This is a genomic window from Sinorhizobium meliloti, assembly GCF_017876815.1.
In the GTDB taxonomy this organism is placed as follows: domain Bacteria; phylum Pseudomonadota; class Alphaproteobacteria; order Rhizobiales; family Rhizobiaceae; genus Sinorhizobium; species Sinorhizobium meliloti.
In genome coordinates this window covers 1803697-1825867 of record NZ_JAGIOS010000001.1, presented here as the reverse complement: position 1 = coordinate 1825867, position 22171 = coordinate 1803697, and the positions used below count along the sequence as shown (strand labels likewise).

The window sequence follows — 22171 nt, the reverse complement described above, 5'->3', positions numbered from 1 at the left end:
GAAGATGGCGCCCGGCTTCGGGATAAGTTCATGATGAAAAAAGAAAGCCCGTCCAACTGATGCCGACCGTCGCTCCGCTCGATCTCGAAGGCCACGTCGTCGGCGTGGCTTTCCTCAAGGATGTTCCCTTCTTCGCCGGGGCCGCCGGCACGATCCACCGGCTCGATCACGGCCACAAGACGACCGAAGCACATGACGGGCTGCTGTCCTTCGTTGTCGACGAGGCGAACGACACGCTGCTGACCGGCGGCGAAGACGGCAAGGTAATGCGCATTTCGGCAGACGGCACGGCGAGCCTCGTTGCCGACACGGGTCGCAAATGGATCTCGCAAGTTGCGGCCGGACCGCAAGGTGCGGTCGCTTACGCCTACGGCAAGACGACGCATGTCCGCCTTTCCGACGGTACCACCAGGGAATTTCCCGAGCAGCGGACCGTCGAAGGCATCGCCTTCGCACCCAAGGGCCTGAGGATCGCCGCCGCGCGATACAACGGCGTCTCGCTGCACTGGGTGGCCATGGCAGGCCAGCCGGTCGATCTCGAATGGAAGGGCGCCCACACAGGCGTCACCTTCTCTCCCGACGGACGCTTCGTCGTCACCGCAATGCAGGAAAATGCGCTGCATGGCTGGAAGCTCGACGCGAAGCCCGGCGCCGAGGCGCGGCACATGCGCATGACCGGCTATCCGGCCAAGGTGAAGTCACTCTCCTGGTCTGCGAAGGGCAAGTGGCTCGCCTCGTCCGGCGCGCCGGCAGCGATCGTCTGGCCGTTTCAGGGCAAGGACGGACCGATGGGCAAGGCGCCGCTCGAGCTCGGCACCCGCGCCAACATAATGGTGACGACAGTCGCCTGCCACCCGGCAGACGATATCGTCGCCATCGGCTATGAGGATGGCATGATCCTCGCCGCCCGCTTCGCGGACAGCAAGGAAGTGCTGTTGCGTCGCCCGGGCAATGGCGCGATCACCGCCATGGCCTGGAACAAGAGCGGCCGCCAACTCGCCTTCGGATCGGCGGCGGGCGATTGCGGTGTGGTGGATATCGCCGGGTAGCAGGCGTGAATGCATGCAATCCGCCGCTGCGGCGAAAAGGCGGGGGCAAGCCGGATGAGGGCCAGCTCCGCCTGTTCCTCACCACTCCAGTTCAAGATGCGGCCGCCCATCCGAGGTCCTCTCGACCGTCCGCCCGCTTTCATCGATGGTGGCGGTGACCCGTTGTCGGAAAGCGGAGAAGCTCTCGAATGTGACGACGTCGACAGGCTCGTCGAACTTGAACGTCAGCCGATAACGTCGCGGTTTCGCGCTGATCGCCTGGGCCGAGAGGATTTCCGCTTCGAAAGCCTGGCCGAGATAACGGCCTTTGACCCGCGCCCCGAGCATCCATGGGTTGAAAGCAGGCCGGTTGCCGACGGCCGCGTGCAGCGTGTTCCAATCGCGATAGCCATACTGGGCGGCGACCAGCTCGAGCGACTTGGAGTGGGTGACTTCGTCACCCTCCGACGCAAGCCGGGATCTCAGGCGTCTGGCCTGGTCCTTCAGCGCATCGAGCGAGGGAAGGCTTCGTAATTCATGCGTCATGACAGGGTCTCCTGTTACGGCATGCATTTCTGGATGGGTGTCCGCATTGCCATCGGCAGCATGCCGCTCGGCGTGACCGTGTCGAAAAGAGAGACTTCACCGAAGCTTGACGCTCGCGGACGGCAGGGGCCCTCGCCCGGCGCCTGAATAGGGGAAACCATGCAGGCTGTCAAACGCGCGGGCCGCCGGCGATGGCCACTTGCACGCACGCGACAGCTATGGGACGACTTGGCGTCGCCAAGAGCGGGATGAGGAAAAGTGATCTAGGGAGGACATCATGAGCGAAGTCACCATTCTCGCATTCGCGCTTGTCGCTTTCATCGGCATCGCAACGCCTGGACCAACCGTGCTTCTCGCGCTCACCAATGGTTCGCGTTTTGGCGTGAAACGGGCAACGGCAGGAATGATCGGCGCGATGCTCTCGGATTTCGTGCTGATCGGCGCGGTCGCACTCGGGCTCGGTGCACTGCTTGCAGCGTCGGAGTTCTGGTTCTCCGTGGTCAAATGGCTGGGCGCCGCCTATCTCGCCTATCTCGGCGTCATGCTGCTGCGATCGCGCGGAACGCTGGAACTCCCGTCGCAAGCGCCGCAGGGAGCGGATTCCGGCGCAACGCGCTCCATCTTCACCAAGAGCTTCCTCGTCGCCGTCACCAATCCCAAGGGCTATCTGTTCTTTTCGGCCTTTCTGCCGCAATTCATCGATCCCGCCCTGCCGCAGGCGCCGCAATACGCCATGCTGGCCATCGTCTTCGCGTCGATCGATTTCGTGGTGATGTTCGGTTACGCCCTGCTCGGGTCGCAGGCGGTCCGCTTCATGAGGCGCTCCGGCGCGATCTGGCTCGACCGCATCTGCGGCGGCGCACTGCTGGCGCTCGCCGGATCTCTGGCGCTCTATCGGCGCGCTGCGAATTAGAGCACTTCGGAAAAGTGCGTAAACAGCGCTCCCGCCGCGAAGGACGGCAGGAGCGCTGCTGATAATCCACCTCCGCAGGGTGAGAGGCGGAAGAAATTCAGGCGGCGCGGCGAAGCGGCGGCAAAGCGAGTTTCCGGCCGCTGGCGACCAGCATCCCGGCAGCACCGTCGAGCCAGCCTTCCTTGAGCTCGAGCGCCAGGAAGCGATTGCGCTCGAAAGGACCGGGCATGACGAGATGCTGCGCGCGCTGCGAGAAGAAGCCGAAACGTTCGTAATAGGCGGCGTCGCCGACGAGCAGGACGGCGCCATGGCCGCGGTTCTTGGCTTCCTGGACCGCCGCGCGCATCAGCATGCCGCCGATACCTTTGCCCTCATGCGCCGGATCGACCGCAAGCGGGCCGAGCAGCAGCGCCGGCACCGGCTGGCCCTCGCGGTTGACGCCGGCCTCGACGTTCCAGAGGCGCACGGTGCCGATGACGTGACCGTCGGCATCCCGGGCGACAAGGGCAAGGCCCTCGGCAGGCACGCGGCCGCGACGCAGCTTCTCCGACGATTTCCTGCGGCGACCCGCGCCCATGGCGCGGTCGAGCAGGTTCTCGCGCGCAACGACATCGCCCGGGTTTTCCGAGTCGATCACAAAGGTGGTTGGCGCGAAGAACGCGCGCAAGGAATCAACAACAGCGGCCATCTGGGCCTCCCGTCATCAAAACCGCTTCAGGCGGACCGGACATGAATTGTGAAAGCCGCTCCCGCGTGAACGGGAGCGAGCAGGATCAGATGACATAGGCCTTTAGCGGCTCGAAGCCGTTGAAAGCGACGGCCGAGTAGGTCGTCGTGTAGGCGCCCGTGCCTTCGATCAGAACCTCGTCGCCGATCGTCAGGGAGATCGGCAGCGGATACATGTTCTTCTCATAGAGCACGTCTGCCGAGTCGCAGGTCGGGCCGGCGAGCACGCAGGGTTCCATCGCATCGGCATCGCGGGCCGTACGGATCGGATAGCGGATCGCCTCGTCCATCGTCTCGGCGAGACCGCCGAACTTGCCGATGTCGAGGAAGACCCAACGGTGGCTGTCGTTGTCCGACTTCTTCGACACGAGAACGACTTCCGCCTTGATCACGCCGGCATTTCCCACCATGCCGCGGCCCGGCTCGATGATCGTCTCCGGAATGTTGTTGCCGAAGTGCTTCTTCAGCGCGCCGAAGATCGCCTGGCCATAGGCCTCGGCCGACGGAACGTCCCTGAGGTACTTCGTCGGGAAGCCGCCGCCCATATTGACCATTTTTAGCTCGATGCCCTGCTTGGCAAGCTGGACGAAGACGCGCTTGGCATCGGCAAGAGCCGCATCCCATGCGTCGAGCTTCGTCATCTGCGAGCCGACATGGAACGAGACGCCGTAGGAGACGAGCCCGAGCTGGTGCGCATAGACGAGCACGTCGACCGCCATCTGCGGCACGCAGCCGAACTTGCGCGACAGCGGCCATTCGGCGCCTTCGCCATCGGTCAGCACGCGGCAGAAGACACGGGCACCGGGAGCGGCGCGCGCGATCTTCTCGACCTCTTCGTGGCTGTCGACCGCAAAGAGGCTGATCCCCAGCGCATGGGCGCGCGCAACGTCCCGCTCCTTCTTGATGGTGTTGCCATAGGAGATGCGGTTCGGCGTCGCCCCGGCATCGAGCGCCATTTCGATTTCGGCGACGGACGCGCAATCGAAGTTGGAGCCGAGGCCGGCGAGAAGGCGCAGGATTTCCGGTGCCGGGTTTGCCTTCACGGCATAATAGATCGCGCTGTCGGGCAGCGCATGACGGAAGGCCTTGAAATTGTCGCGCACGACGTCGAGGTCGACAACGAGGCAAGGACCTTCGGGTCGTCGGGTGTTGAGGAAGTCGATGATACGTGCGGTGGTCATGGCCATATTCCCCGATCCATTAGACTCCACGACTGTGGAGGACAAAGGGCATACGCGCGCCTGCACTGGAACCAGCCGGTGGAGACCCCGGAACCATGCATGCGCTCGATGCGCGAATTTGAATCAAAGCCCGCAAAGGCTAGGATTCGGCTTTGTCTGCCATGGATTGGAGGGAATAACCCAACCGCACTTCCGGCAATGAAGGTGTGCCTCTTCAGTAACCCCGGCTGTTGGAGAGCCGGCAGACACCAGAAAGGCCCGCACCGTCGTTGCTTCAAGATGTCCTCGCATTTCCCGGTTGGCCGGAATAGCGACTGGAGGGGTTAGTTCCAGGTACCTTACCGATAACCTCACCTAATCGAGGGTCGGCGGACACCCACAGGCACGTGCGACTTTGGGCAAGGCGTAGGTAAGAAAAATCATTGTCGTAATCAAGAGTTTTTTCCATCTCGCCGCTAATTTTTTCTGGACCGGGCAACGGCGCCAGTGTTCACTTTGGCTGAACGATCGCAGCAGGGCCGTGCGTGCGGGTGGGAACCGGAGACCCGTCTACCAAGCGCGTTTTCGCCTGCATGCCGGAGAAAGACGAATCATGGATACCTTGACCCGCATCCGCGCCTTCATCGATGTCGTGGACGCGGAAGGCTTTTCGGCCGCGGCCCGGCGCATCGGCAAATCCAAGGCGCTGCTGTCGAAATATGTGCGCGAACTCGAGGACGAGCTCGGCGCGCTGCTGTTGAACCGCACGACGCGCCAGTTCTCGCTGACCGAGGCCGGACACACCTATTACCGCAGCGCATCGGAGATCCTGAAGGAGATCGACAACCTCGCCGATCTCGTGCGTGCCAACAATTCCGACCTCAAGGGCCGATTGCGAATCACCGTGCCGAGGACTTTCGTCGATGCGGATATCGGCCAGTCCCTGATCGACTTCGGCAAGGAGCATCCCGAACTGTCGCTCGACATCGTCTCGGACGACCGGTTCATCGACCTCGTCGAGGAAGGATTCGACGTCGCCATCCGAATCACCCGGCTCGAGGACTCGACGCTGATCGCCCGCAAGCTCGACGACTTTCAGGTGCTGGTCTGCGCCTCGCCGGATTTCATGGCCAAGGCCGGCCCCCTCGGGCATCCGAGCGAACTTTCCAAGCTGCCGTGCATCCTCGACACCAACGGCCGGTCCTATTCGAGCTGGCGTTTCGTCGAAAAGGACGGTTCGCCATTCACCGTGTCGGTCAGCGGGCAGATCGAGGTCAACAGCCCGCTTGCCGCGGCGCGGGCCGCGGTGAGCGGCATCGGAGTGGCGGTCCTTCCCGATTTCATCGCCCGGCCGAAGATCGCTGCCGGCGAGCTCGTGACGTTCTTCGACGATTTCCTGCCCAAGGATCGCGGCATCTACGCCATCTATCCGCATCGTCGTTACCTCCCGACCAAGGTTCGCACCTTCGTCGACTTCCTCCACAGCTGGTTCCGCAGGACGCGCTGATGCGACTGCGATCCTTCCTCACCCGGTGGAAACGATGCGCTACAAGTCCCAATTCCGTCTCATTTACGGTACATTCGGGGACGATTCGCGCGGCCTCGGCCGAAAGGATTCCCATTCCCATGAAAACACAAAGCATCGTCATGGCCGGCCTTGCGACGCTCCTCGCGCCCGCTCTCGCCTTCGCCCACCCGCATATATTCGCGGAAGCTCGCCTGGAGATCGTCTCCGACGAAAAGGGCGGGATCGGCGAGCTGAGGAATGTCTGGCGGTTCGACGAGCTGTTTTCGGCAAGCGTCGTTCTCGACTTCGACAAGAACGCGAACGCCACGCTCGACCCGGATGAACTGAAGGAAGTCGGCCAGACGGTGCTCGAGTCGCTGGCGGAGTACAACTATTACACGTCGATTTCCGACAACGGCAAATCCGTGAAGGTCAACAGACCCGACAGCATCACCGTCGATTACAAGGATAACCAGCTCCTGATGATGTTCGCGGTCAAGCCTGCCGAGACCATGCCGCTCAAGGGCAAGCTTTCCTTCGGCGTCTACGACCCGACCATGTATACCGCCATTGACTTCCCGACCGACGAAGACCTCTCCGTCGTCGGCGACAAGATCGAGGCCTGCCAGCATCAGGTGGTGCGGCCCGATCCCGACGAAGTGCTGGCGGAGAACAAGGACACGCTGACCGACGCCTTCTGGAACGATCCGACCGGGACCGACACGTCGAAGCTCTTTGCAACCAGGATCGAGATCACATGCTGAATGCCCGCAACGCCGGCCGCCTGATCGTGGCCGCCCTCCTGTTGACGGCCTTTTCCGCAACCGTCGCCGCCGCCCAGTCGCCTCTCGGCATCGGCACTGCCGAACCTTCCATCCGGACGACGGGCTTCCTTGGCGGGTTCTTTTCCTGGGTGAACATGGAGCAGCAGGGCTTCTACCGAATGCTGACCGACGCACTCAAGGACATGCGCGATAACCCGTGGCAGCTCTGGTCCCTGATCGGCCTTTCCTTCACCTACGGTGTCTTCCATGCCGCCGGTCCGGGCCACGGCAAGGCGGTCATCTCCTCCTACATGATCGCCAATGAGACGGAACTGAAGAGAGGCGTGCTGCTTTCCTTCCTCTCCTCGATCCTGCAGGGCGTCGTTGCCATCCTCCTGATCGGCGCCGTCTATCTCGTGCTGCGCGGCTCCTCGATCAGCATGACGAACGCCACCCGTGCACTCGAAATCGCGAGCTATGCGCTGATCGCGGCCTTCGGCGGCTGGCTGGTCTTCCGCAAGCTGCGATCGATGCTGCGTCCGGCCCCTGCCCCGGCCACGGTGCATGCCCATGACGGTCATAGCCACGGCCACGAGCATCATCATCATGATCACCACCATGCGCACGGGCATGCGCACGGGCCCGGCGAGGTCTGCGCCACCTGCGGCCACGCCCATGCACCCGATCCGGCGCTCCTGAAGGGCGACCGCTTCGCGCTCAGCGAAGCCTGGTCGGCGATCGTCGCAGTCGGCCTGCGGCCCTGCTCCGGCGCGCTGATCGTGCTGTCCTTCGCCCTCCTCAACGGGCTCTATCTCGGCGGCGTGCTTTCGGTCTTCGCCATGTCGATCGGCACGGCAATCACCGTTTCGATCCTGGCGACCATGGCCGTGACGGCCAAGGGCATTGCCGTGCGCTATGCCTCCAGCGATTCGGCTGCGGCACGCATCTCGAACGGCATCGAGATCGCCGGTGCGTTGCTTGTCCTGCTGCTCGGGCTGGTGCTCCTGGGCGCGGCGCTGCAGAGCTGAGTTACCTCGGAAGAACATTCCACCCGCAACCGCCTTTCATCTCGCTGACGCGACCTTCTCCCCGTTCCGACGGCGAGAAGGGGTAGGCCGCGCCCCAGGGTTTGGCGTGGCTTTCCGATAGACCTTAATGGCTATGCCAGCCGAGATCGGTATAGGTGAAGTCGTCACCCTTATAGGCAATTCGGGTACGATAAGCCCGCGCGCAGGCATAGGTGAAACAGTCGCCCATGTTCAGCTTGGCGGGGTGGTTCATGACCTTGCCGAACTGCCGCGCGGCATCAAGCGCCTTGGAGCCAACGTCGCCAGAAATCATCGCTTCCTTGCAATCGAGGTCGGAGATGAACTGCTCGACGAGACGGCGCGCCGTGTCCATCATCTCGGGTGTTGCTGGTCCACCCCTGCCTGCGGCCTCGGCCAATCGGCGCGTGAGCGATAGGGTCGCTTCCATCCGCACGACGGGCGAGACGTAGTAGGGGCCGCCGTCCTGCTCGAGCCGATCGATCAGGCTTGGGGCATCCTCTTCCTCGGCCAGAATGGCGACGATAACCGAGGCGTCAATGAACAGCATCAGTCATCGCCCCACATGTCGTCGGTTTCCCGCTTGTGGTTGCCGGGGGCAAAGGGACCGGCCTCGCGCGCCATGGCAAGGGATTTTGCAAGGCGTTCTCGGACAGGAAGAACGGCCTTACGTTTGGCTATCTCATGCTTGAGCGCGTCCTTGACCGCATCCACCTTGCTGGATTTGGTCAGGCTGATAAGCTCCTCGGCCAGCCGGTCGACCTCGGGATCCTTGATATAGAGCGGCATACAGTATATCCTTTCGAGGATATTATAATATCCTTCTTTTCATATCCTCACCAGAAGCAGTTTACGCTGGCACGTTCGACGAGAATGTCGGTACCCGCTCTTGAAGGTATCCGAACTGACCCGCAGCACCCGCACCTTCAATAGAATATGCGGAAATAGCCGACCGGAGACTCACAGTCCCTTCCGGCGCTGATACCGGGCGCGCAGCCAGAAGATCAGGAAGAAGGCTATCACGAATAGGCAGCCGACGGCGGCCGCAAGCCATGGGGATATGTCGCCGAGCCTCACCATGATCGAGGGCAGCGCAAAGAAGCCGATCCCGACCACCAGCAGAATGATGGCTGCCGCGACGGCGGGCGATTTCTCCTTCTCGGGCGTGCTCACCTTCGTTCCTCCTGCGCAAGCGTTGCGCGGATATCCTCGAGGCGCTGCTTCTGGCGTCCGTCGCGATCGAAATTGTCGGGCGAAAGCCACTGCTCGAAAGCGGTCTTGATGAGCGGCCATTCGCGATCGATCATCGAGAACCAGGCCGTATCGCGATTGGCGCGTTTCGAAACCATGTGCTGACGGAAAATGCCTTCGAAGATGAAGCCGAGGCGCGCCGCGGTGGTGCGGCTCGCCTGATTTTCGCTGTGGCACTTCCATTCATAGCGCCTATAGCCGAGGTCGTCGAACACATGCCTGGCCATGAGATAGTGCGCTTCAGTCGAAAGCGGCGATCGCGCCATGGCGGACCCATGCGCGACGCCGCCGACCTCGACGACGCCGTTGGCGGGATCGGCGCGCATGTAGTTTGCCATGCCGACGACCTTGCCGCTCGCCTTCTCGCGAAAGACCTCGGTCACCCAGCCCGACTTCTGCTGAACCGCCGAAAGCCAGGTGTCGAAATCCTCTATGCCCGAAAAATCCTCCTGGGAGAAATATTTGAGCAGAGGGTTGATGGCCATGCCGCCGAAGGCATCGCTCCAGAGGGCGTTCAGATGTTTCGCCCGATCATAGGGCTCGACAAGGACGTATCGCCCCTCGATGAGCACCGGTTTCGGCGCCGAGCATCCTTTCCAGTGGGCAAGATCACGCATCAACTGCTCCCGCGTTTGCATTCGCACTGGCCATAGGACAGACGCAGGGCGGTGACAAATTCAAACTCGTGATGCGACCCATGAGCGGAACGGATCGACGCCCGCTCATGAATTCGTTCAAGCCGGAATCTTTGCCGCAGAAACCGTCGCCTCGATGTGGTCGACGAGCGCATCGGCCAGGCCGAGCCGCCCGGCAAGCAGATCGAGATAGCCGCGCTCGGCCCGGCCGTCCGGCTCGATCGCGAGACGGGAGGCCGTATAGATCTCCACCCGCTCCTCCTCCGTCTTCCCGGCGGAGATGATGGCGTCGAGATCGATCGGGTTGACGAGCTCCGCTTCCAGGAAGGCCGCCGCATCCGCGGAAAGGCCCGAAACGGATAGCTTGTCCATGATGCGGCCGCGCTCGGTGCCGTCGATATGGCCATCCGCGCGCGCGGCGGCGATCATGGCGCGCACCAGAACGAGCGCGAAGTCGTCGCTCAGCGCTTCCGGCGCGGCGAAGCCGGAGTCGGCGGGCGGCGCCGGCAACTGCGCCGGTGCGCGTGGTGCGGGCTCGGCCACCGGCTCCTTGCCGGACTGGTAGTTCTTGTAGGCCTGATAGCCGAGGCCGGCGATCGCGGCGAGACCGCCGAGGACGGCGGCATTGCCGGCCAGCTTGCGTCCGGATTTCGTGCCGAGCAGGACCGCGGCGATCGCGCCGCTGGCAAGCGGATTGTCTTTCGCGACTTTGGTCACCTGATCCGCCCGGCCGCGGACGGTCCCTCCGGCGCCGGGCACCTGCGATCCCAGGAACTGATCCAGCAATTTCTTCGCGTCGAACATCAGGCTTGCTCCTTTTCGGTCCATGCGCGATGGCAGGCATGAACGCCCCACCCCGCTCCGTCGTTGGCCGATTGAGACATAGGAACGTTGCCACGGAAATACAAACCGGCGTGAAGAATGAAATGGCCGGACGAATGCCGGCCTTCTTCCATCGCGTGCCGGCGTGATCGATTCCAAGAAGTTGAGACGCGGGATGCAGGCGGAAAACGGCACACTTTTCCTCGTCCCGCTCTAACTAGGATCAGCCCTTGAGCGCGAAGGCCTCGGCCGCAAGCTTGGTGATGCCGGCCCAGTCGCCCCTGACGACCAGGTCCTTCGGCGCAACCCAGGAGCCGCCGACGCAAACGACGTTCGGAAGCGTCAGGTAGTCGCGCGCATTGGCAAGCGAGATTCCGCCGGTCGGGCAGAACATGGTGCCTGCGAGCGGCGACGACAGCGATTTCAGATAGGCAGCGCCTCCGGCCTGCTCGGCCGGGAAGAACTTCATCACATCGTAGCCCTCCTCGCGCAGCCCCATGACCTCGCTCGCCGTCGCCGCACCCGGTAGCAGCGGCACCTCGTGATCGTTGGCGACGTCGATCAGTTCCTGCGTCGTGCCGGGGCTGACGATGAACTGCGACCCGGCCGCGACGGCCTCTTCGAACTGGGCAGCATTGAGGATGGTGCCGGCACCGGCAACGGCGCCCTCAACCTCATTCGCGACGGCACGGATCACCTCCAGCGCGGCCGGCGTGCGCAAGGTGATCTCGATCGCCTTGAGGCCTCCGGCGACCAGCGCCCGCGCGAGCGGTACCGCCGACCCCGCATCATCGATCACCAAGACCGGAACCACCGGCTGCAGCTTGAGGATGGAGAGAAGCTTGTCCGTTTTCGCGCTCATGCCGATCGTCCTTTTAAAACGATTGAATAATGCCCCTCGCATAGCGTGCCGGTCTGCGGTTGTCGAGCCTGAAAGCTACTCTGCCGCCGAAGAGAAACCATCTGCGGTAGATCGCGCCCCGGAAAACGGTTCGCGCTATTCCGCCCGCTTCCGCTCTAACTTGTCAGGACCGATCACGTTCACGATTTCAGGTCCATCCGATCTAAAATCATCGTGATCGAAGGGACAAGACTTGAGCGACATCGATTAAACGGTAGTCTGTGCCGGCCGACTTCTCGAAATGGCAGGAGATCCATGGCAAAGGAGATTGAGCGCAAGTTTCTTGTCGCCACCGATGGCTGGCGGCAACACGCGGACAAGGGCATCAGGCTACGTCAGGCCTACGTCGTCACCATGGAAGACCGCTCCGTACGCGTGCGCATTCACGGCAACAAGCGGGCACGCCTGACCATCAAGATCGGCAAATCGGCGCTCGTCCGCAACGAGTACGAATACGATCTCCCCATGAATGACGCGCGGGAATTATTGACCCAGGCGATCGGCATCGTCATCGAGAAGCGGCGTTTCCGGATACCGCACAAGGGTTTCACCTGGGAGGTCGACGTCTATGAGGGCGCGCTTGAAGGGCTCACAGTCGCCGAAGTCGAAATGAAGCGGGAAACGGACCTGCCCAACCTGCCGGCCTGGCTGGGGCGCGAGATCACCGGCGATCGCCGCTACTCCAATCAGGCGCTTGCCACCGAAGGACTGCTGGAAGCGCAGACATGACCTTTGCCTTCCATCCGAAGCGCCCCTTTACAGAGGACTTCCGCGCCGTCGGAGGGGAACAGATCGAACGCGCGATCGCGATGCTGGAGGTCCAACCCGAAGGCGTGCATGAAGCGATCCACGATGCACGCAAGGGCTTCAAGCGCCTGCGCTCGCTCTATCGCCTCGTGGCCGCGGATGCGCCACTCTTCCAGAGGCAGGAAAACGCCCGCTTCCGCGCCATGGCACGCAGTCTCTCGACATTCCGCGACGCGGCAGCGCTTGTCGAGAATGCCGGGTATCTGCGCCGGCACGCGGCGAGCGAGGAGCAGCAGCTGGCCCTCGACAAGATCTGCTCGATCCTCGCAAGCCGGCGCGACCGGATTGCCGAAGACGAAGGCGATCTCGACCGGAAGATCGAAGAAACCATCGTCAATTGCCGAAAGGCGCACGCCGCACTCGCTCATGTTTCCTTCCATGACGGAAGGCGGAAATCCGCCCGCCGCCTGGCGAAGGGCTGGCGGCAGACATTGCGGCGCGCCGCACGCGCCAGGGCGGCCTGTGCGGCAAGCTCCGATACGACGCTGTTTCACGACCTGCGCAAGGGCGCACAGGATTACCGGATGCAGCTCTCCCTGCTTCGCGAGGCCTGGCCGTCGGCAATGCGGGCGAAGAGAACCGAGGCGAGCGAACTGGTCGATGTGCTCGGCCATCTGAACGACATCGCCGCATTGATGTCGCTCGTCGACGAACGGCCGGACCTGGCGGGCAACAGCAGGGAACATCTTCTTTCGAATGTCGCGGCCAGGCAGGACGAGCTGAGGCGTGAGGCCTTGAAGCGCGCGGATGCGGTCTTTCTCGACCGGCCGCGGAGGGAGAGCCGAACCCTCGAACTGCTCTGGCTCGAAGCCGGAAGGTAGAACACTTACTGAAAGCCGCGCTCAGGCGTGATTCGCCGCAATTGCACTTGGCGCCCGAAACCTGTATTTGCGTGCCGCATGACCGACATGCTCACGACATCGCGCCGCCCGGAGACGCCGGGCCAGTTTCTGGTGGCCGCCCTCTACCATTTCGTATCCTTTCCGCGCTTCGCCGATTTCCGCGAGCCGCTGCAGGCGATCTGCGATGCCAATGGGGTGAAGGGAACGCTGCTTCTGGCCCATGAGGGCATTAACGGGACGATCGCCGGCACCGAAGAAGGCATTGCGGCGGTCCTTGCCTGTGTCCGCGCGCAGCCGGAATTCGCCGGCCTGGTACACAAGGAGAGCCGGGCCTCGGCCATGCCCTTCCTGCGCATGAAGGTGCGCCTGAAGAAGGAGATCGTCACCATGGGCGTCGAGAACATCGACCCCAAAAAGGTGGTCGGCACCTATGTGGAGCCGAAGGACTGGAACGCGCTGATCTCCGATCCGGAAACGCTGGTCATCGACACGCGCAACGACTACGAAACGGCCATCGGCCTCTTCCAGGGAGCCGTCGACCCGAAGACCAAGACCTTCCGGGAATTTCCCGAGTGGGTGCGCAACAATAGCGGCCTGCACAACAAGCCGAAGATCGCCATGTACTGCACCGGCGGTATCCGCTGCGAGAAGGCGACGGCCTTCATGAAGGAACAGGGCTTCGAGGAGGTCTATCACCTCAAGGGCGGCATTCTCAAATATCTCGAGGAAATACCGCCGGAAGAGAGCCTCTGGGAAGGCGCCTGCTTCGTCTTCGACGAGCGCGTGTCCGTCACCCACGGGCTGCAGGAAGGCGAACACACGCTCTGCCATGCCTGCCGCCAGCCGCTGACGCCCGAGGACCTCCAGTCGCCCCTTCACGAGGAAGGCGTCTCCTGCATCCACTGCCACGACACCCGCACCGAAGAGGATCGCGAGCGTTACCGCCAGAGGCAGAGGCAGATCATGCTTGCGAAGAAGCGCGGCGCGCGGCACCTCGGAAGCTAGAGCGGTATGTATTTAAGCCCGTTCATATCCCGCCTCTTTGAAGTAGGCTGCGCATTCCTGTGGGGTGACGGCTTGGAGAATGTGGCGCAGTTCGTCATGGATTGCGTCGCGTGATCTGGCCTGTGCCTCACGCAACCAGTGCTTGATTTTGGCGAAGAGCTTTTCGATCGGATTGAGATCGGGGGAATATTTCGGCAGAAAGAACAGGCGGGCGCCGGCCTTACGGATGGCGGCGCGGATCTCCTGACCCTTATGGGAGCCGAGATTGTCCAGGATGACGATGTCGCCGGCTTTGAGTTCCGGCACCAGAACTTGCTGGACATAGATGCGGAAGCGTTCGCCATTGATCGGGCCATCGAGGATAAAGGGAGCGCTGACGCGGTCGGCCCTGAGTGCGGCGACAAAGGTCATGGTGTTCCAATGGCCGAAGGGGGCGTAGCCCACCAGTCGTTCGCCGCGAGGCGCCCAGCCCCGCAGCGGCGCCATGTTCGTCTTCGTCCAGGTCTCATCGATGAAAACGAGGCGGGCGGGATCAATTCCGGGGCAGTGCTTCAGCCATCGTGCCCGGTGGCGGGCGACGTCGGGCCGCTCCCGTTCGCTGGCGACCAGCGTCTTTTTTTATAACTCAACCCCTCTTCGTGCACGAAGGTCCAGACGGCGCGATAATCCACCTTCAGGCCGCGCTCGCTCAACTCGGCGACAAGTCCGTGCAGCGTGAAGTCGCGCTCGCGGCAGCGGCAAAGCAGCCAAGCCCGGTGCGGACCGGAAAGCTTGCGGGGCTTGTGCCCACCCATCTGGCCGGGTGCGGCGCTGCCCGTCTCGCGAAACCGCCGCACCCAATCGATCGCGGTGCTGATGCCGATGCCGAAGCGCTTGGCCGCTGCCCGGCACGATAGGCCCTCGCCCGTCACCGCATCGACAACGCGTTCCCGAAGATCATTCGAAAAAGGTCTCGCCATAAAGGCCGGCCTCCTTCACCGGCCTGAATGGTGAATCTGATTTGCGCAGAAAAAGGAATCCCCTTTCCGATTCCGCCTAAATGCATCCCGCTCTAGAGCTTTGCTTGGTTCAGTCTAACCGGATTCACCCGGTCGATGCCCCTCAACCGCCTGCCGGTTGAGGGGCATGCCGTGGCCGCCCGCGGGGAGAGGGTTAGTCCTCGGGTTAGACCCGAGGAGAGGGGGCAAACGCCGCTCACCAGCTCGGGATGAGCGCACCCTTGAAGTGCTCCACGATGAAGGCCTTGACCTTGTCGTCGTGGTAGGATTCGACGAGCGTCTTCACCCAGGGCGCATCCTTGTCTGCGCTACGCACCGCAATGACGTTGGCATAAGGAGACTTCTCGCTTTCGATGGCGATGGCGTCTTCCTTCGGGTGAAGATCGGCCTCGAGCGCGTAATTGGTGTTGATCACGGCCGCGTCGACATCGGCCAGCGAGCGCGGCAGCTGGGCCGCGTCGAGCTCGGCGAACTCGATGTTCTTCGGATTTTCCGTCACGTCGGCCGGGGTGACCTTGAGCCCGGCATCCGGATTGACCTTGATGAGGCCCTTCGATGCGAGAACCAGGAGCGCGCGGCCGCCATTGGTGGGGTCGTTCGGAATGGCGATCGTCGCGCCGTCCTCCAGCTCATCGAGGCTCTTAACCTTGCTCGAATAGACGCCCATCGGCGTGGTGATGGTCAGGCCCACGCTGACGATGTCGAAGCCACGATCGGCGATCTGGTTGTCGAGATAGGGCTGGTGCTGGAAGGAATTGGCATTGAGGTCGCCGTCGGCGAGCGCCTGGTTGGGAACCACGTAGTCGGAGAATTCGAGGATCTCTATGTCGAGGCCCTTGGGGGCGGCGACTTCCTTCACCTTCTCCATGATCTCGGCATGCTCGCCCGGGGTGACGCCGACCTTGATGGTCTCAGCGAGCGCCGTGCCGGCAGCCAGGACGGCGAAGGCCGCCGCGAGAATCAACTTTTTCATGGATGTCTCCTTGTTGCTGTTTGGTGTCTTGGAAAGGATCAGGTCTTGCGGCTGCGCTTGTCGAAGCGCCGCGCCATCCGGTCGCCGGCGCTCTGGACGAGCTGTACGAGCACGATGAGCACGACGACCACGACGAGCATCACGTCCGGCATGAAGCGCTGGTAGCCGTAGCGGATGCCCAGGTCGCCGAGACCGCCGCCGCCGACGGCGCCGACCATCGCCGAATAGCCGATGAGGCTGACGATCGTCATGGTGAGCGCCAGCGTCAGCGCCGGCCGTGATTCGGCGAGCAGGACCTTGAAGACGATCTGCATCGGGGTGGCGCCCATGGCGCGCGCCGCCTCGATCAGCCCCTTGTCGACGTCGCGGATCGCCGCCTCGACAAGGCGGGCGACGAACGGAATGGTCGCAATCGTCAAAGGAACGATCGCCGCTTTGGTGCCGATGGAGGTGCCGGTGATGAGGCGCGTCAACGGAATGATCGCGACGACGAGAATGATGAAGGGCGTCGACCGCGTCGCGTTCACCACAAGTCCCACGGCGCGGTTGACATTGGGCGCGGGAAACAGCTCGCCCTTGCCGCTGGTCGCCAGGAAGATGCCGATCGGCAGCCCGATCAGCGAGCCCACGAGGCCGGCGATCGCCACCATGTACATCGTGTCGAGCGTTGCGCTGCCTATGCGAAGCAGAAGATCAGGCGACATAGCCGAGCACCTCCGTGACCAGTCCGTTCTCGGTGAAGAAGCGCTCCGCCTTGCCCGAGGTTTCGGCATCGGCGCCATAGGCGACGACGAGCGAGCCATAGGGCTTGCCGCCGATCTCGTCGATCGTGCCGGCGATGATGTTGACCTCGGCGCCGACGGACTGGATGAGCTGCGAGATCAGCGGGCGCTCCGCCGCTGCCCCGAAGAAGGTGAGGCGCACCACGACGCGATCGCCGCTTGCTGCCGCCGGCTTCAGGCCTCTGGCAACGGCTTCCGGCAGTTTCGAACCCGCCAGACCGGAAAGGAGCGCCCGCGTCGTCTCGTGCCTGGAATGCGTGAAGACATCGAAAGTGTGCCCTCGCTCCACGATCTCGCCCTTGTCGATCACCGCCACGTCGGAGGTAACCGCTTTCACGACTTCCATCTCGTGGGTGATGAGCAGAACGGTAAGGCCCAGTTCCGCATTGATCCGTCTCAGCAGTTCCAGGATCGACTGCGTCGTTTCCGGGTCGAGCGCCGAGGTCGCCTCGTCCGAGAGCAACAGCTTGGGTTCGGTCGCAAGCGCCCGGGCGATGCCGATGCGCTGCTTCTGGCCGCCGGAAAGTTCCGCCGGGTAGCGCCCGTGCTTGTCGGCAAGACCGACGAGTTCGAGAAGCGGGCGCACACGCTGCTCGATCGCGCGCCGATCCATGCCGGCGATTTCGAGCGGCAGCGCGACATTGCCGAAAACGGTGCGCGAGGAAAGCAGGTTGAAATGCTGGAAGATCATGCCGACGGAGCGGCGGAGATCGCGCAGGCCCGCCTCGTCCAGCGCACCCACATCGACGCCATCGACGAACACCTTGCCGCTTGAAGGCTTTTCGAGGCCGTTGACCAGCCGGATCAGTGTCGATTTGCCGGCGCCGGAACGACCGATGATACCGGTGATCGAGCCGCGAGCGACCGCCAGGCTGACATTGTCGAGCGCAGTGAAGGCCGTATTTCCGCCGGAGGCCGGAAAGCGCTTGGACACGGCGTCGAAGACGACCGCATCACCGGCCGATATCTCGGATCGAGGAAGGGTCATTGTCCGGTCGCCCCCGCAGGAGGGATCAAAACGATAGGAGGATACATGATGCTCTCGGATGTTCGAAACTCCGGTCCCTTGCTAAATAGGGCCGGCACGGAAAAAACGTCGCCTCGTCAGACGGACATTCGACAACGCATTCGAAACGTGGAGCAACTCTCTATCATCGGCCAACCGGTCAGTTCAACGCCTCCTCGGCATGACTGCCATGCCAAGGAGCATGTGGTTCTTATGGCGCGCGGGCGCGCCCTTTTACAGGTACGTTTTTCCGGAGCCCCAGGGCGCGACGCAAAAGTCTACTCTTTTTGTGCAGAACCGCCGTCCGCTCGCTCCGGCATCATCCCGGCTTGTGGTTGCCGCTTGGAAACCGTTCCGCCAGGTCCTTATACCAGCGACCGCTTTTCTTGATCGTGCGGACCTGTGTCTCGTAATCGACGTGAACGATGCCGAAGCGCATCCGGTAGCCCTCGGCCCATTCGAAGTTATCCATCAGGCTCCAGGCGAAATAGCCCCGCATCGGATAACCCTTGGCGATGAGATCGGCGGTGACGGCGAGGTGGTCTGAGATGTAGTCGAGCCGAGGCTGATCGTCGACGGTACCGTTCTCGACGCCCATGTTGTAACAGGCGCCATTCTCGGTGATGTAGCAGTCGGGGAGCCTGTAGCGCGCATTGAGCGTCTCCACCAGGCTGCCCAAAGCCGGCGCATAGACTTCCCAGCCAATATCGGTCTTCACGTTGCTGACAGGTTTCGCATTGACGGTCGCCGGATATTCGGCGCCTTTCGCGGGGTCTGCCGAAACCCGCATCGGCGTATAATAGTTGAGCCCCCACCAATCGAGCGGCTGGGCGATCGTTGCCATGTCGCCGTCCTCGATCGCCGGCATGCGTTCGCCGAGCGCGGAGAGGAAATCCTCCGGATACTCGCCCTTGAAGATCGGATCGAAGAAGACGCCGTTGTGGAAATCGAAGGCGCGCTCCGCCGCGGCCTTGTCCTCGGCGCTGTTGCTGCCGGGATAGACCGAATGGGCATTGATGACGATGCCGACCGGCAGTTCCGGCCGTTCCGAGCGGATCGCCGCGACCCCCAACCCGTGGGCGAGATTGGTGAAGTGCAGTGCGGCAAGTGCTGCATCCATGTTGCGCTCGCCCGGTGCATGGACACCGTAGAGATGGCCGAGCCAGACGGAACACCACGGTTCGTTGAAGGTCGCGACCGCGTCGAGACGATCCCCCAGACGCGCGATCACGGTCTTGGCGTAACGCTGGTATGCATAGGCGGTCGTGCGTGCCGTCCAGCCGCCGTCGCCCATCAGCGCCAGCGGCAGGTCCCAGTGATAGAGGGTCGCAAAGGCCTTGATGCCGCGCGCCTTCAGTCCGTCGACAAGGCGGTCGTAAAAGTCGAGCCCCTTCTCGTTGATCGGCCCCGTGCCCTCCGGCACGATCCGCGGCCAGGCGATCGAGAAGCGGTAGGCCTCGACGCCGAGGCTCTTGATGAGGTCCAGGTCCTGCTCCAGCCGGTTGTAATGGTCGCAGGCGACGTCGCCGTTGTGGCGCCCGTAAACGCGCCCCGGCATATTGGAGAAGGCGTCCCAGATGGAGGCTTTGCGACCATCCGCCTTGCTGGCTCCCTCGATCTGGAAGGATGCGGTTGCAACGCCGAAGACAAAGTCGCCGGGAAAGCGCGCTGCGAGTTTCTTGGCTTCGATCATCATTCAGGCCTCATCGTCTGCGCAGCCGGACCGAAGGCATGGCTGCGTTCGATTCAATGGTAAGGCGGACCATGGGAGGTCTCGCCCTCGTCTGAGGACGTGGCCTAAGGCCGCGGTGGCAAATGTCAATGAAAAAGGGCGAGGTGTTCCCGCCCTTCCCTAGATCACGATGTTTTTAGGTCGGGTCGACGTAAATACATCCCGCTCTGGAACATTTCCACTTTTCACCGAATCGCGGAAATGCTCCGGCTTGCAAGGCTCAGACCTTGATCCAGGCGCCGTTGCGTTCCGAGGAACGCACGCAGGCATCGACGAAGGTCATGCCCCTCATGCCATCGTCTATCGTCGGATAGATGACAGAAGGATCCGCCTTCCCGCCGTTGCGCTTGGCGTAGATCGCCCGCGCCGCTTCCGAATAGATATTGGCGAAGCCTTCGAGGTAGCCCTCGGGGTGGCCGGACGGAATGCGCGATACGCGTGCCGCCGCCGGCGAAGCTCCTGCGCCAGCGCGCGTCAGCAGACGCTTCGGCTCGCCGAAGGGCGTGTACCAGAGGTAATTCGGATCCTTCTGCGTCCATTCGAGACCGCCCTTGGTACCGTAGACGCGCACCATCAGGCCGTTCTCGTGGCCGGGTGCCACCTGGCTGCACCAGAGCATGCCCTTGGCGCGCGTTCCGTCCTTTTCCCTGAAGCGCATCAGCACATGTGCATTGTCGTCGAGCTGCCGCCCGCCAACGAAGCTGTCGAGATCGGCGGCGAGCTCCTCGAGCTCGAGGCCGGAAACGAAGCAGCCGAGATTATAGGCATGCGTGCCGATGTCGCCGGTCGAGCCGCCGGCGCCGGAGCGCGCCGGGTCGGTGCGCCAGGCGGCCTGCTTCTGACCGGACTGCTCGATATTCTCGGTCAGCCAGTCCTGCGGATATTCCATCTGCACGAGGCGGACGGCGCCGATGTCGCCATTCTCAATCATTTCGCGCGCCTGGCGCACCATCGGATAGCCGGTGTAGTTGTGCGTCAGCACGAAGAGCGCATCGCTTTCGTCGGCCGCCTTCTTGAGCTTCTTCGCGTCGGCGAGCGTCGACGTCAGCGGCTTGTCGCAGATGACGTGGATGCCGCGCTTCAGGAATTCCTTGGCAGCAGCATAGTGAACATGGTTAGGGGTGACGATCGCCACCGCCTCGATGCCGTTCTTCAGCTTCGCCTCACGGATCGCCATTTCCTTGAAATCCGAATAGACACGCGATGGATCGAGCCCGAGCTCGCGGCCCGAAGCCTCGGCCTTCTCCGGCGTCGACGAGAGCGCGCCGGCGACAAGCTCGTAGTGATCGTCGAGCCTGGCGGCGATCCGATGCACCGCGCCGATAAAGGCGCCCGATCCACCGCCCACCATGCCGAGCCGAATGCGCTTCTGACGCGTTTCCGTACTGCTTCCCTCGATAGCCATCGTTCTTTCTCTCCTGAAGAGTTCGCGTGAATTGCCGTCACTGCCCCTCCCCAACCCCTCCCCACAAGGGGGAGGGGCTCACTTGTGCCGAGCCGCTCCATCCATGTTTCGACGGATTCGCAATTATCGACGTCGTGATTAATGCCGGCGGAAGCCACAGGGTAAGCCCCTCCCCCTTGTGGGGAGGGGTTGGGGAGGGGTTTTCACTTAGATTCCCAGCATCCGCCGGTTCGCCGCCTCGTCGGTGCCGCTGTCGGCGAAATCGTCGAAGGCCTTTTCGGTGACGCGGATGATATGCGCCTTCACGAACTCGGAGCCTTCGCGCGCGCCGTCTTCCGGATGTTTCAGGCAGCATTCCCACTCGACCACGGCCCAGCCGGCAAAATCATTGGCGGCCATCTTCGAGAAGACGGCCCCGAAATCCACCTGACCGTCGCCGAGCGAGCGGAAGCGGCCGGCGCGGTTCACCCAGCTTTGATAGCCGCCATAGACGCCCTGGCGTCCGGTGGGATTGAACTCCGCGTCCTTGACGTGGAACATCCGGATGCGGTCCTTGTAGATGTCGATATTCTCGAGATAGTCGAGGCACTGCAGCACATAGTGAGACGGGTCGTAGAGCATGCAGGCGCGGGCATGGTTGCCGGTGCGCTCCAGGAACATCTCATAGGTGATGCCGTCGTGCAGGTCCTCGCCCGGATGGATCTCGTAGCACACGTCGACGCCGCAATCCTCGGCGTGGTCGAGGATCGGCTTCCACCGCCGCGCGAGCTCGTCGAAGGCGGTCTCCACCAGGCCCGCCGGGCGCTGCGGCCACGGATAGACGAAGGGCCAGGCGAGTGCGCCGGAAAAACTTGCCATCGCACCGAGGCCGAGGTTCTTCGAGGCGGTCAGCGCCAGCTTCACCTGCTCGACCGCCCACTCCTGGCGCGCCCTGGGATTGCCGCGAACTTGCGGAACGGCGAAACCGTCGAAAGCCTCGTCATAGGCGGGATGCGCCGCAACGAGCTGGCCCTGGAGGTGGGTCGAAAGCTCGGTGATCTCGACACCGTTGTCGCGCGCCTTGCCGGCGACCTCGTCGCAATAGGTCTTCGATTCCGCAGCCTTCTTCAGGTCGAAGAGCCGGCCGTCCCAGCTCGGGACCTGCACCCCCTTATAACCGCAATCGGCTGCCCATTTGGTGATCGAATCCCAAGAATTGAAGGGTGCGGCATCGCCGGCGAATTGCGCAAGAAACAGCCCCGGTCCTTTGATCGTCTTCATATAACTTCCTCCCTGATGGAGCGGTGTCCGATGTGCCGGCCCTGCGGCCGACCGTTGACTTC

Annotated in this window: 24 protein-coding genes; 8 read left to right on the top strand and 16 right to left on the bottom strand. The window is 62.9% G+C overall.

Going from position 1 to position 22171, the window contains the following annotated elements; all coding sequences use genetic code 11:
* Positions 1-59 precede the first annotated feature (59 nt).
* Positions 60-1049: a WD40 repeat domain-containing protein gene (locus JOH52_RS08540; RefSeq protein ID WP_010970256.1), complete on the top strand. Its 990-nt coding sequence runs from the start codon at positions 60-62 to the stop codon at positions 1047-1049.
* A gap of 78 nt (positions 1050-1127) precedes the next feature.
* On the opposite strand, the gene JOH52_RS08535 is transcribed toward JOH52_RS08540, so the two are convergent.
* A complete protein-coding gene (locus tag JOH52_RS08535) occupies positions 1128-1574 on the bottom strand; it encodes a glyoxalase superfamily protein (RefSeq protein ID WP_003528909.1) in 447 nt (148 codons plus the stop codon).
* 277 nt (positions 1575-1851) lie between these two features.
* Between JOH52_RS08535 and JOH52_RS08530 the strand changes: the two genes are divergently transcribed.
* Positions 1852-2487, top strand: a complete 636-nt coding sequence (locus JOH52_RS08530; protein WP_013844857.1) for a LysE family translocator — start codon at positions 1852-1854, stop codon at positions 2485-2487.
* A gap of 97 nt (positions 2488-2584) precedes the next feature.
* Here the strand turns inward: JOH52_RS08530 and JOH52_RS08525 are convergent, their stop codons facing one another.
* Both JOH52_RS08525 and odc2 read right to left on the bottom strand, forming a co-directional pair.
* Positions 2585-3175 carry a GNAT family N-acetyltransferase gene (locus JOH52_RS08525; protein WP_010970258.1) on the bottom strand — a complete coding sequence of 197 codons (591 nt, stop codon included), beginning with the start codon at positions 3173-3175 and terminating at the stop codon, positions 2585-2587.
* A gap of 85 nt (positions 3176-3260) precedes the next feature.
* Positions 3261-4400, bottom strand: coding sequence for an ornithine/lysine decarboxylase (gene odc2, locus JOH52_RS08520; RefSeq protein ID WP_010970259.1), 1140 nt, complete (start codon positions 4398-4400; stop codon positions 3261-3263).
* 586 nt (positions 4401-4986) lie between these two features.
* On the opposite strand from odc2, the gene JOH52_RS08515 reads away from it, so the two are divergent.
* The 3 genes from JOH52_RS08515 (at position 4987) to JOH52_RS08505 (ending at position 7672) form a co-directional block, all read left to right on the top strand.
* Entirely contained in the window at positions 4987-5880 is an 894-nt protein-coding gene (locus JOH52_RS08515) for a LysR family transcriptional regulator (protein ID WP_010970260.1), read from the top strand.
* A gap of 119 nt (positions 5881-5999) precedes the next feature.
* Entirely contained in the window at positions 6000-6644 is a 645-nt protein-coding gene (locus JOH52_RS08510; protein ID WP_017266959.1) for a DUF1007 family protein, read from the top strand.
* Entirely contained in the window at positions 6638-7672 is a 1035-nt protein-coding gene (locus tag JOH52_RS08505) for a nickel/cobalt transporter (protein ID WP_010970261.1), read from the top strand. The genes JOH52_RS08510 and JOH52_RS08505 overlap by 7 nt, the downstream gene beginning before the upstream one ends.
* Positions 7673-7796: 124 nt before the next feature.
* On the opposite strand, the gene JOH52_RS08500 is transcribed toward JOH52_RS08505, so the two are convergent.
* The 6 genes from JOH52_RS08500 to JOH52_RS08475 form a co-directional block, all read right to left on the bottom strand.
* Positions 7797-8240 (bottom strand): type II toxin-antitoxin system VapC family toxin, encoded by a 444-nt coding sequence (locus JOH52_RS08500; RefSeq protein WP_010970262.1) that lies wholly within the window; start codon positions 8238-8240, stop codon positions 7797-7799.
* Positions 8240-8479 (bottom strand): type II toxin-antitoxin system VapB family antitoxin, encoded by a 240-nt coding sequence (locus tag JOH52_RS08495; RefSeq protein ID WP_003528894.1) that lies wholly within the window; start codon positions 8477-8479, stop codon positions 8240-8242. The genes JOH52_RS08500 and JOH52_RS08495 overlap by 1 nt, the downstream gene beginning before the upstream one ends.
* A gap of 171 nt (positions 8480-8650) precedes the next feature.
* Positions 8651-8863 carry a hypothetical protein gene (locus JOH52_RS08490; RefSeq protein WP_003528892.1) on the bottom strand — a complete coding sequence of 71 codons (213 nt, stop codon included), beginning with the start codon at positions 8861-8863 and terminating at the stop codon, positions 8651-8653.
* On the bottom strand, positions 8860-9558 hold the full coding sequence (locus JOH52_RS08485; protein ID WP_010970263.1) for a GNAT family N-acetyltransferase: 699 nt from the start codon (positions 9556-9558) through the stop codon (positions 8860-8862). Before JOH52_RS08485 ends, JOH52_RS08490 begins: the two co-directional genes overlap by 4 nt.
* 117 nt (positions 9559-9675) lie before the next feature.
* Positions 9676-10380 (bottom strand): tellurite resistance TerB family protein, encoded by a 705-nt coding sequence (locus JOH52_RS08480; RefSeq protein WP_003528889.1) that lies wholly within the window; start codon positions 10378-10380, stop codon positions 9676-9678.
* 241 nt (positions 10381-10621) lie between these two features.
* Positions 10622-11260: a 2-dehydro-3-deoxy-phosphogluconate aldolase gene (locus JOH52_RS08475; RefSeq protein ID WP_014529912.1), complete on the bottom strand. Its 639-nt coding sequence runs from the start codon at positions 11258-11260 to the stop codon at positions 10622-10624.
* Positions 11261-11554: 294 nt separating this feature from the next.
* Here JOH52_RS08475 and JOH52_RS08470 point away from each other — a divergent pair, with 294 nt between their 5' ends.
* The 3 genes from JOH52_RS08470 to trhO all read left to right on the top strand — a co-directional run bounded on the left by JOH52_RS08470 (position 11555) and on the right by trhO (position 13953).
* Positions 11555-12028: a CYTH domain-containing protein gene (locus tag JOH52_RS08470; protein ID WP_010970265.1), complete on the top strand. Its 474-nt coding sequence runs from the start codon at positions 11555-11557 to the stop codon at positions 12026-12028.
* Complete coding sequence (locus tag JOH52_RS08465) at positions 12025-12927, top strand: CHAD domain-containing protein (RefSeq protein ID WP_010970266.1); 903 nt, start codon at positions 12025-12027, stop codon at positions 12925-12927. Before JOH52_RS08470 ends, JOH52_RS08465 begins: the two co-directional genes overlap by 4 nt.
* A gap of 78 nt (positions 12928-13005) precedes the next feature.
* Complete coding sequence (gene trhO / locus JOH52_RS08460; RefSeq protein WP_013844858.1) at positions 13006-13953, top strand: oxygen-dependent tRNA uridine(34) hydroxylase TrhO; 948 nt, start codon at positions 13006-13008, stop codon at positions 13951-13953.
* A 12-nt stretch (positions 13954-13965) separates the two neighbouring features.
* On the opposite strand, the gene JOH52_RS08455 is transcribed toward trhO, so the two are convergent.
* From JOH52_RS08455 to JOH52_RS08425, 7 genes are all read right to left on the bottom strand, one after another.
* Positions 13966-14912 (bottom strand): IS630-like element ISRm2011-2 family transposase gene (locus JOH52_RS08455; protein WP_011970797.1). Its coding sequence is split into 2 segments (ribosomal slippage): positions 13966-14573 and positions 14573-14912, totalling 948 coding nucleotides; the frame shifts between segments, so codons are not numbered across the junction.
* A 235-nt stretch (positions 14913-15147) separates the two neighbouring features.
* Positions 15148-15924: a MetQ/NlpA family ABC transporter substrate-binding protein gene (locus JOH52_RS08450; protein ID WP_010970268.1), complete on the bottom strand. Its 777-nt coding sequence runs from the start codon at positions 15922-15924 to the stop codon at positions 15148-15150.
* Positions 15925-15962: 38 nt separating this feature from the next.
* Entirely contained in the window at positions 15963-16628 is a 666-nt protein-coding gene (locus tag JOH52_RS08445) for a methionine ABC transporter permease (RefSeq protein ID WP_003528883.1), read from the bottom strand.
* Positions 16618-17694, bottom strand: coding sequence for a methionine ABC transporter ATP-binding protein (locus JOH52_RS08440; protein WP_010970269.1), 1077 nt, complete (start codon positions 17692-17694; stop codon positions 16618-16620). The genes JOH52_RS08445 and JOH52_RS08440 overlap by 11 nt, the downstream gene beginning before the upstream one ends.
* 337 nt (positions 17695-18031) lie before the next feature.
* On the bottom strand, positions 18032-19408 hold the full coding sequence (locus tag JOH52_RS08435; protein WP_010970270.1) for a GH1 family beta-glucosidase: 1377 nt from the start codon (positions 19406-19408) through the stop codon (positions 18032-18034).
* Positions 19409-19664: 256 nt separating this feature from the next.
* Positions 19665-20849 carry a Gfo/Idh/MocA family protein gene (locus JOH52_RS08430; protein ID WP_010970271.1) on the bottom strand — a complete coding sequence of 395 codons (1185 nt, stop codon included), beginning with the start codon at positions 20847-20849 and terminating at the stop codon, positions 19665-19667.
* Between the two features lie 207 nt (positions 20850-21056).
* Positions 21057-22109 carry a sugar phosphate isomerase/epimerase family protein gene (locus tag JOH52_RS08425; RefSeq protein WP_013844859.1) on the bottom strand — a complete coding sequence of 351 codons (1053 nt, stop codon included), beginning with the start codon at positions 22107-22109 and terminating at the stop codon, positions 21057-21059.
* Positions 22110-22171 lie beyond the last annotated feature (62 nt).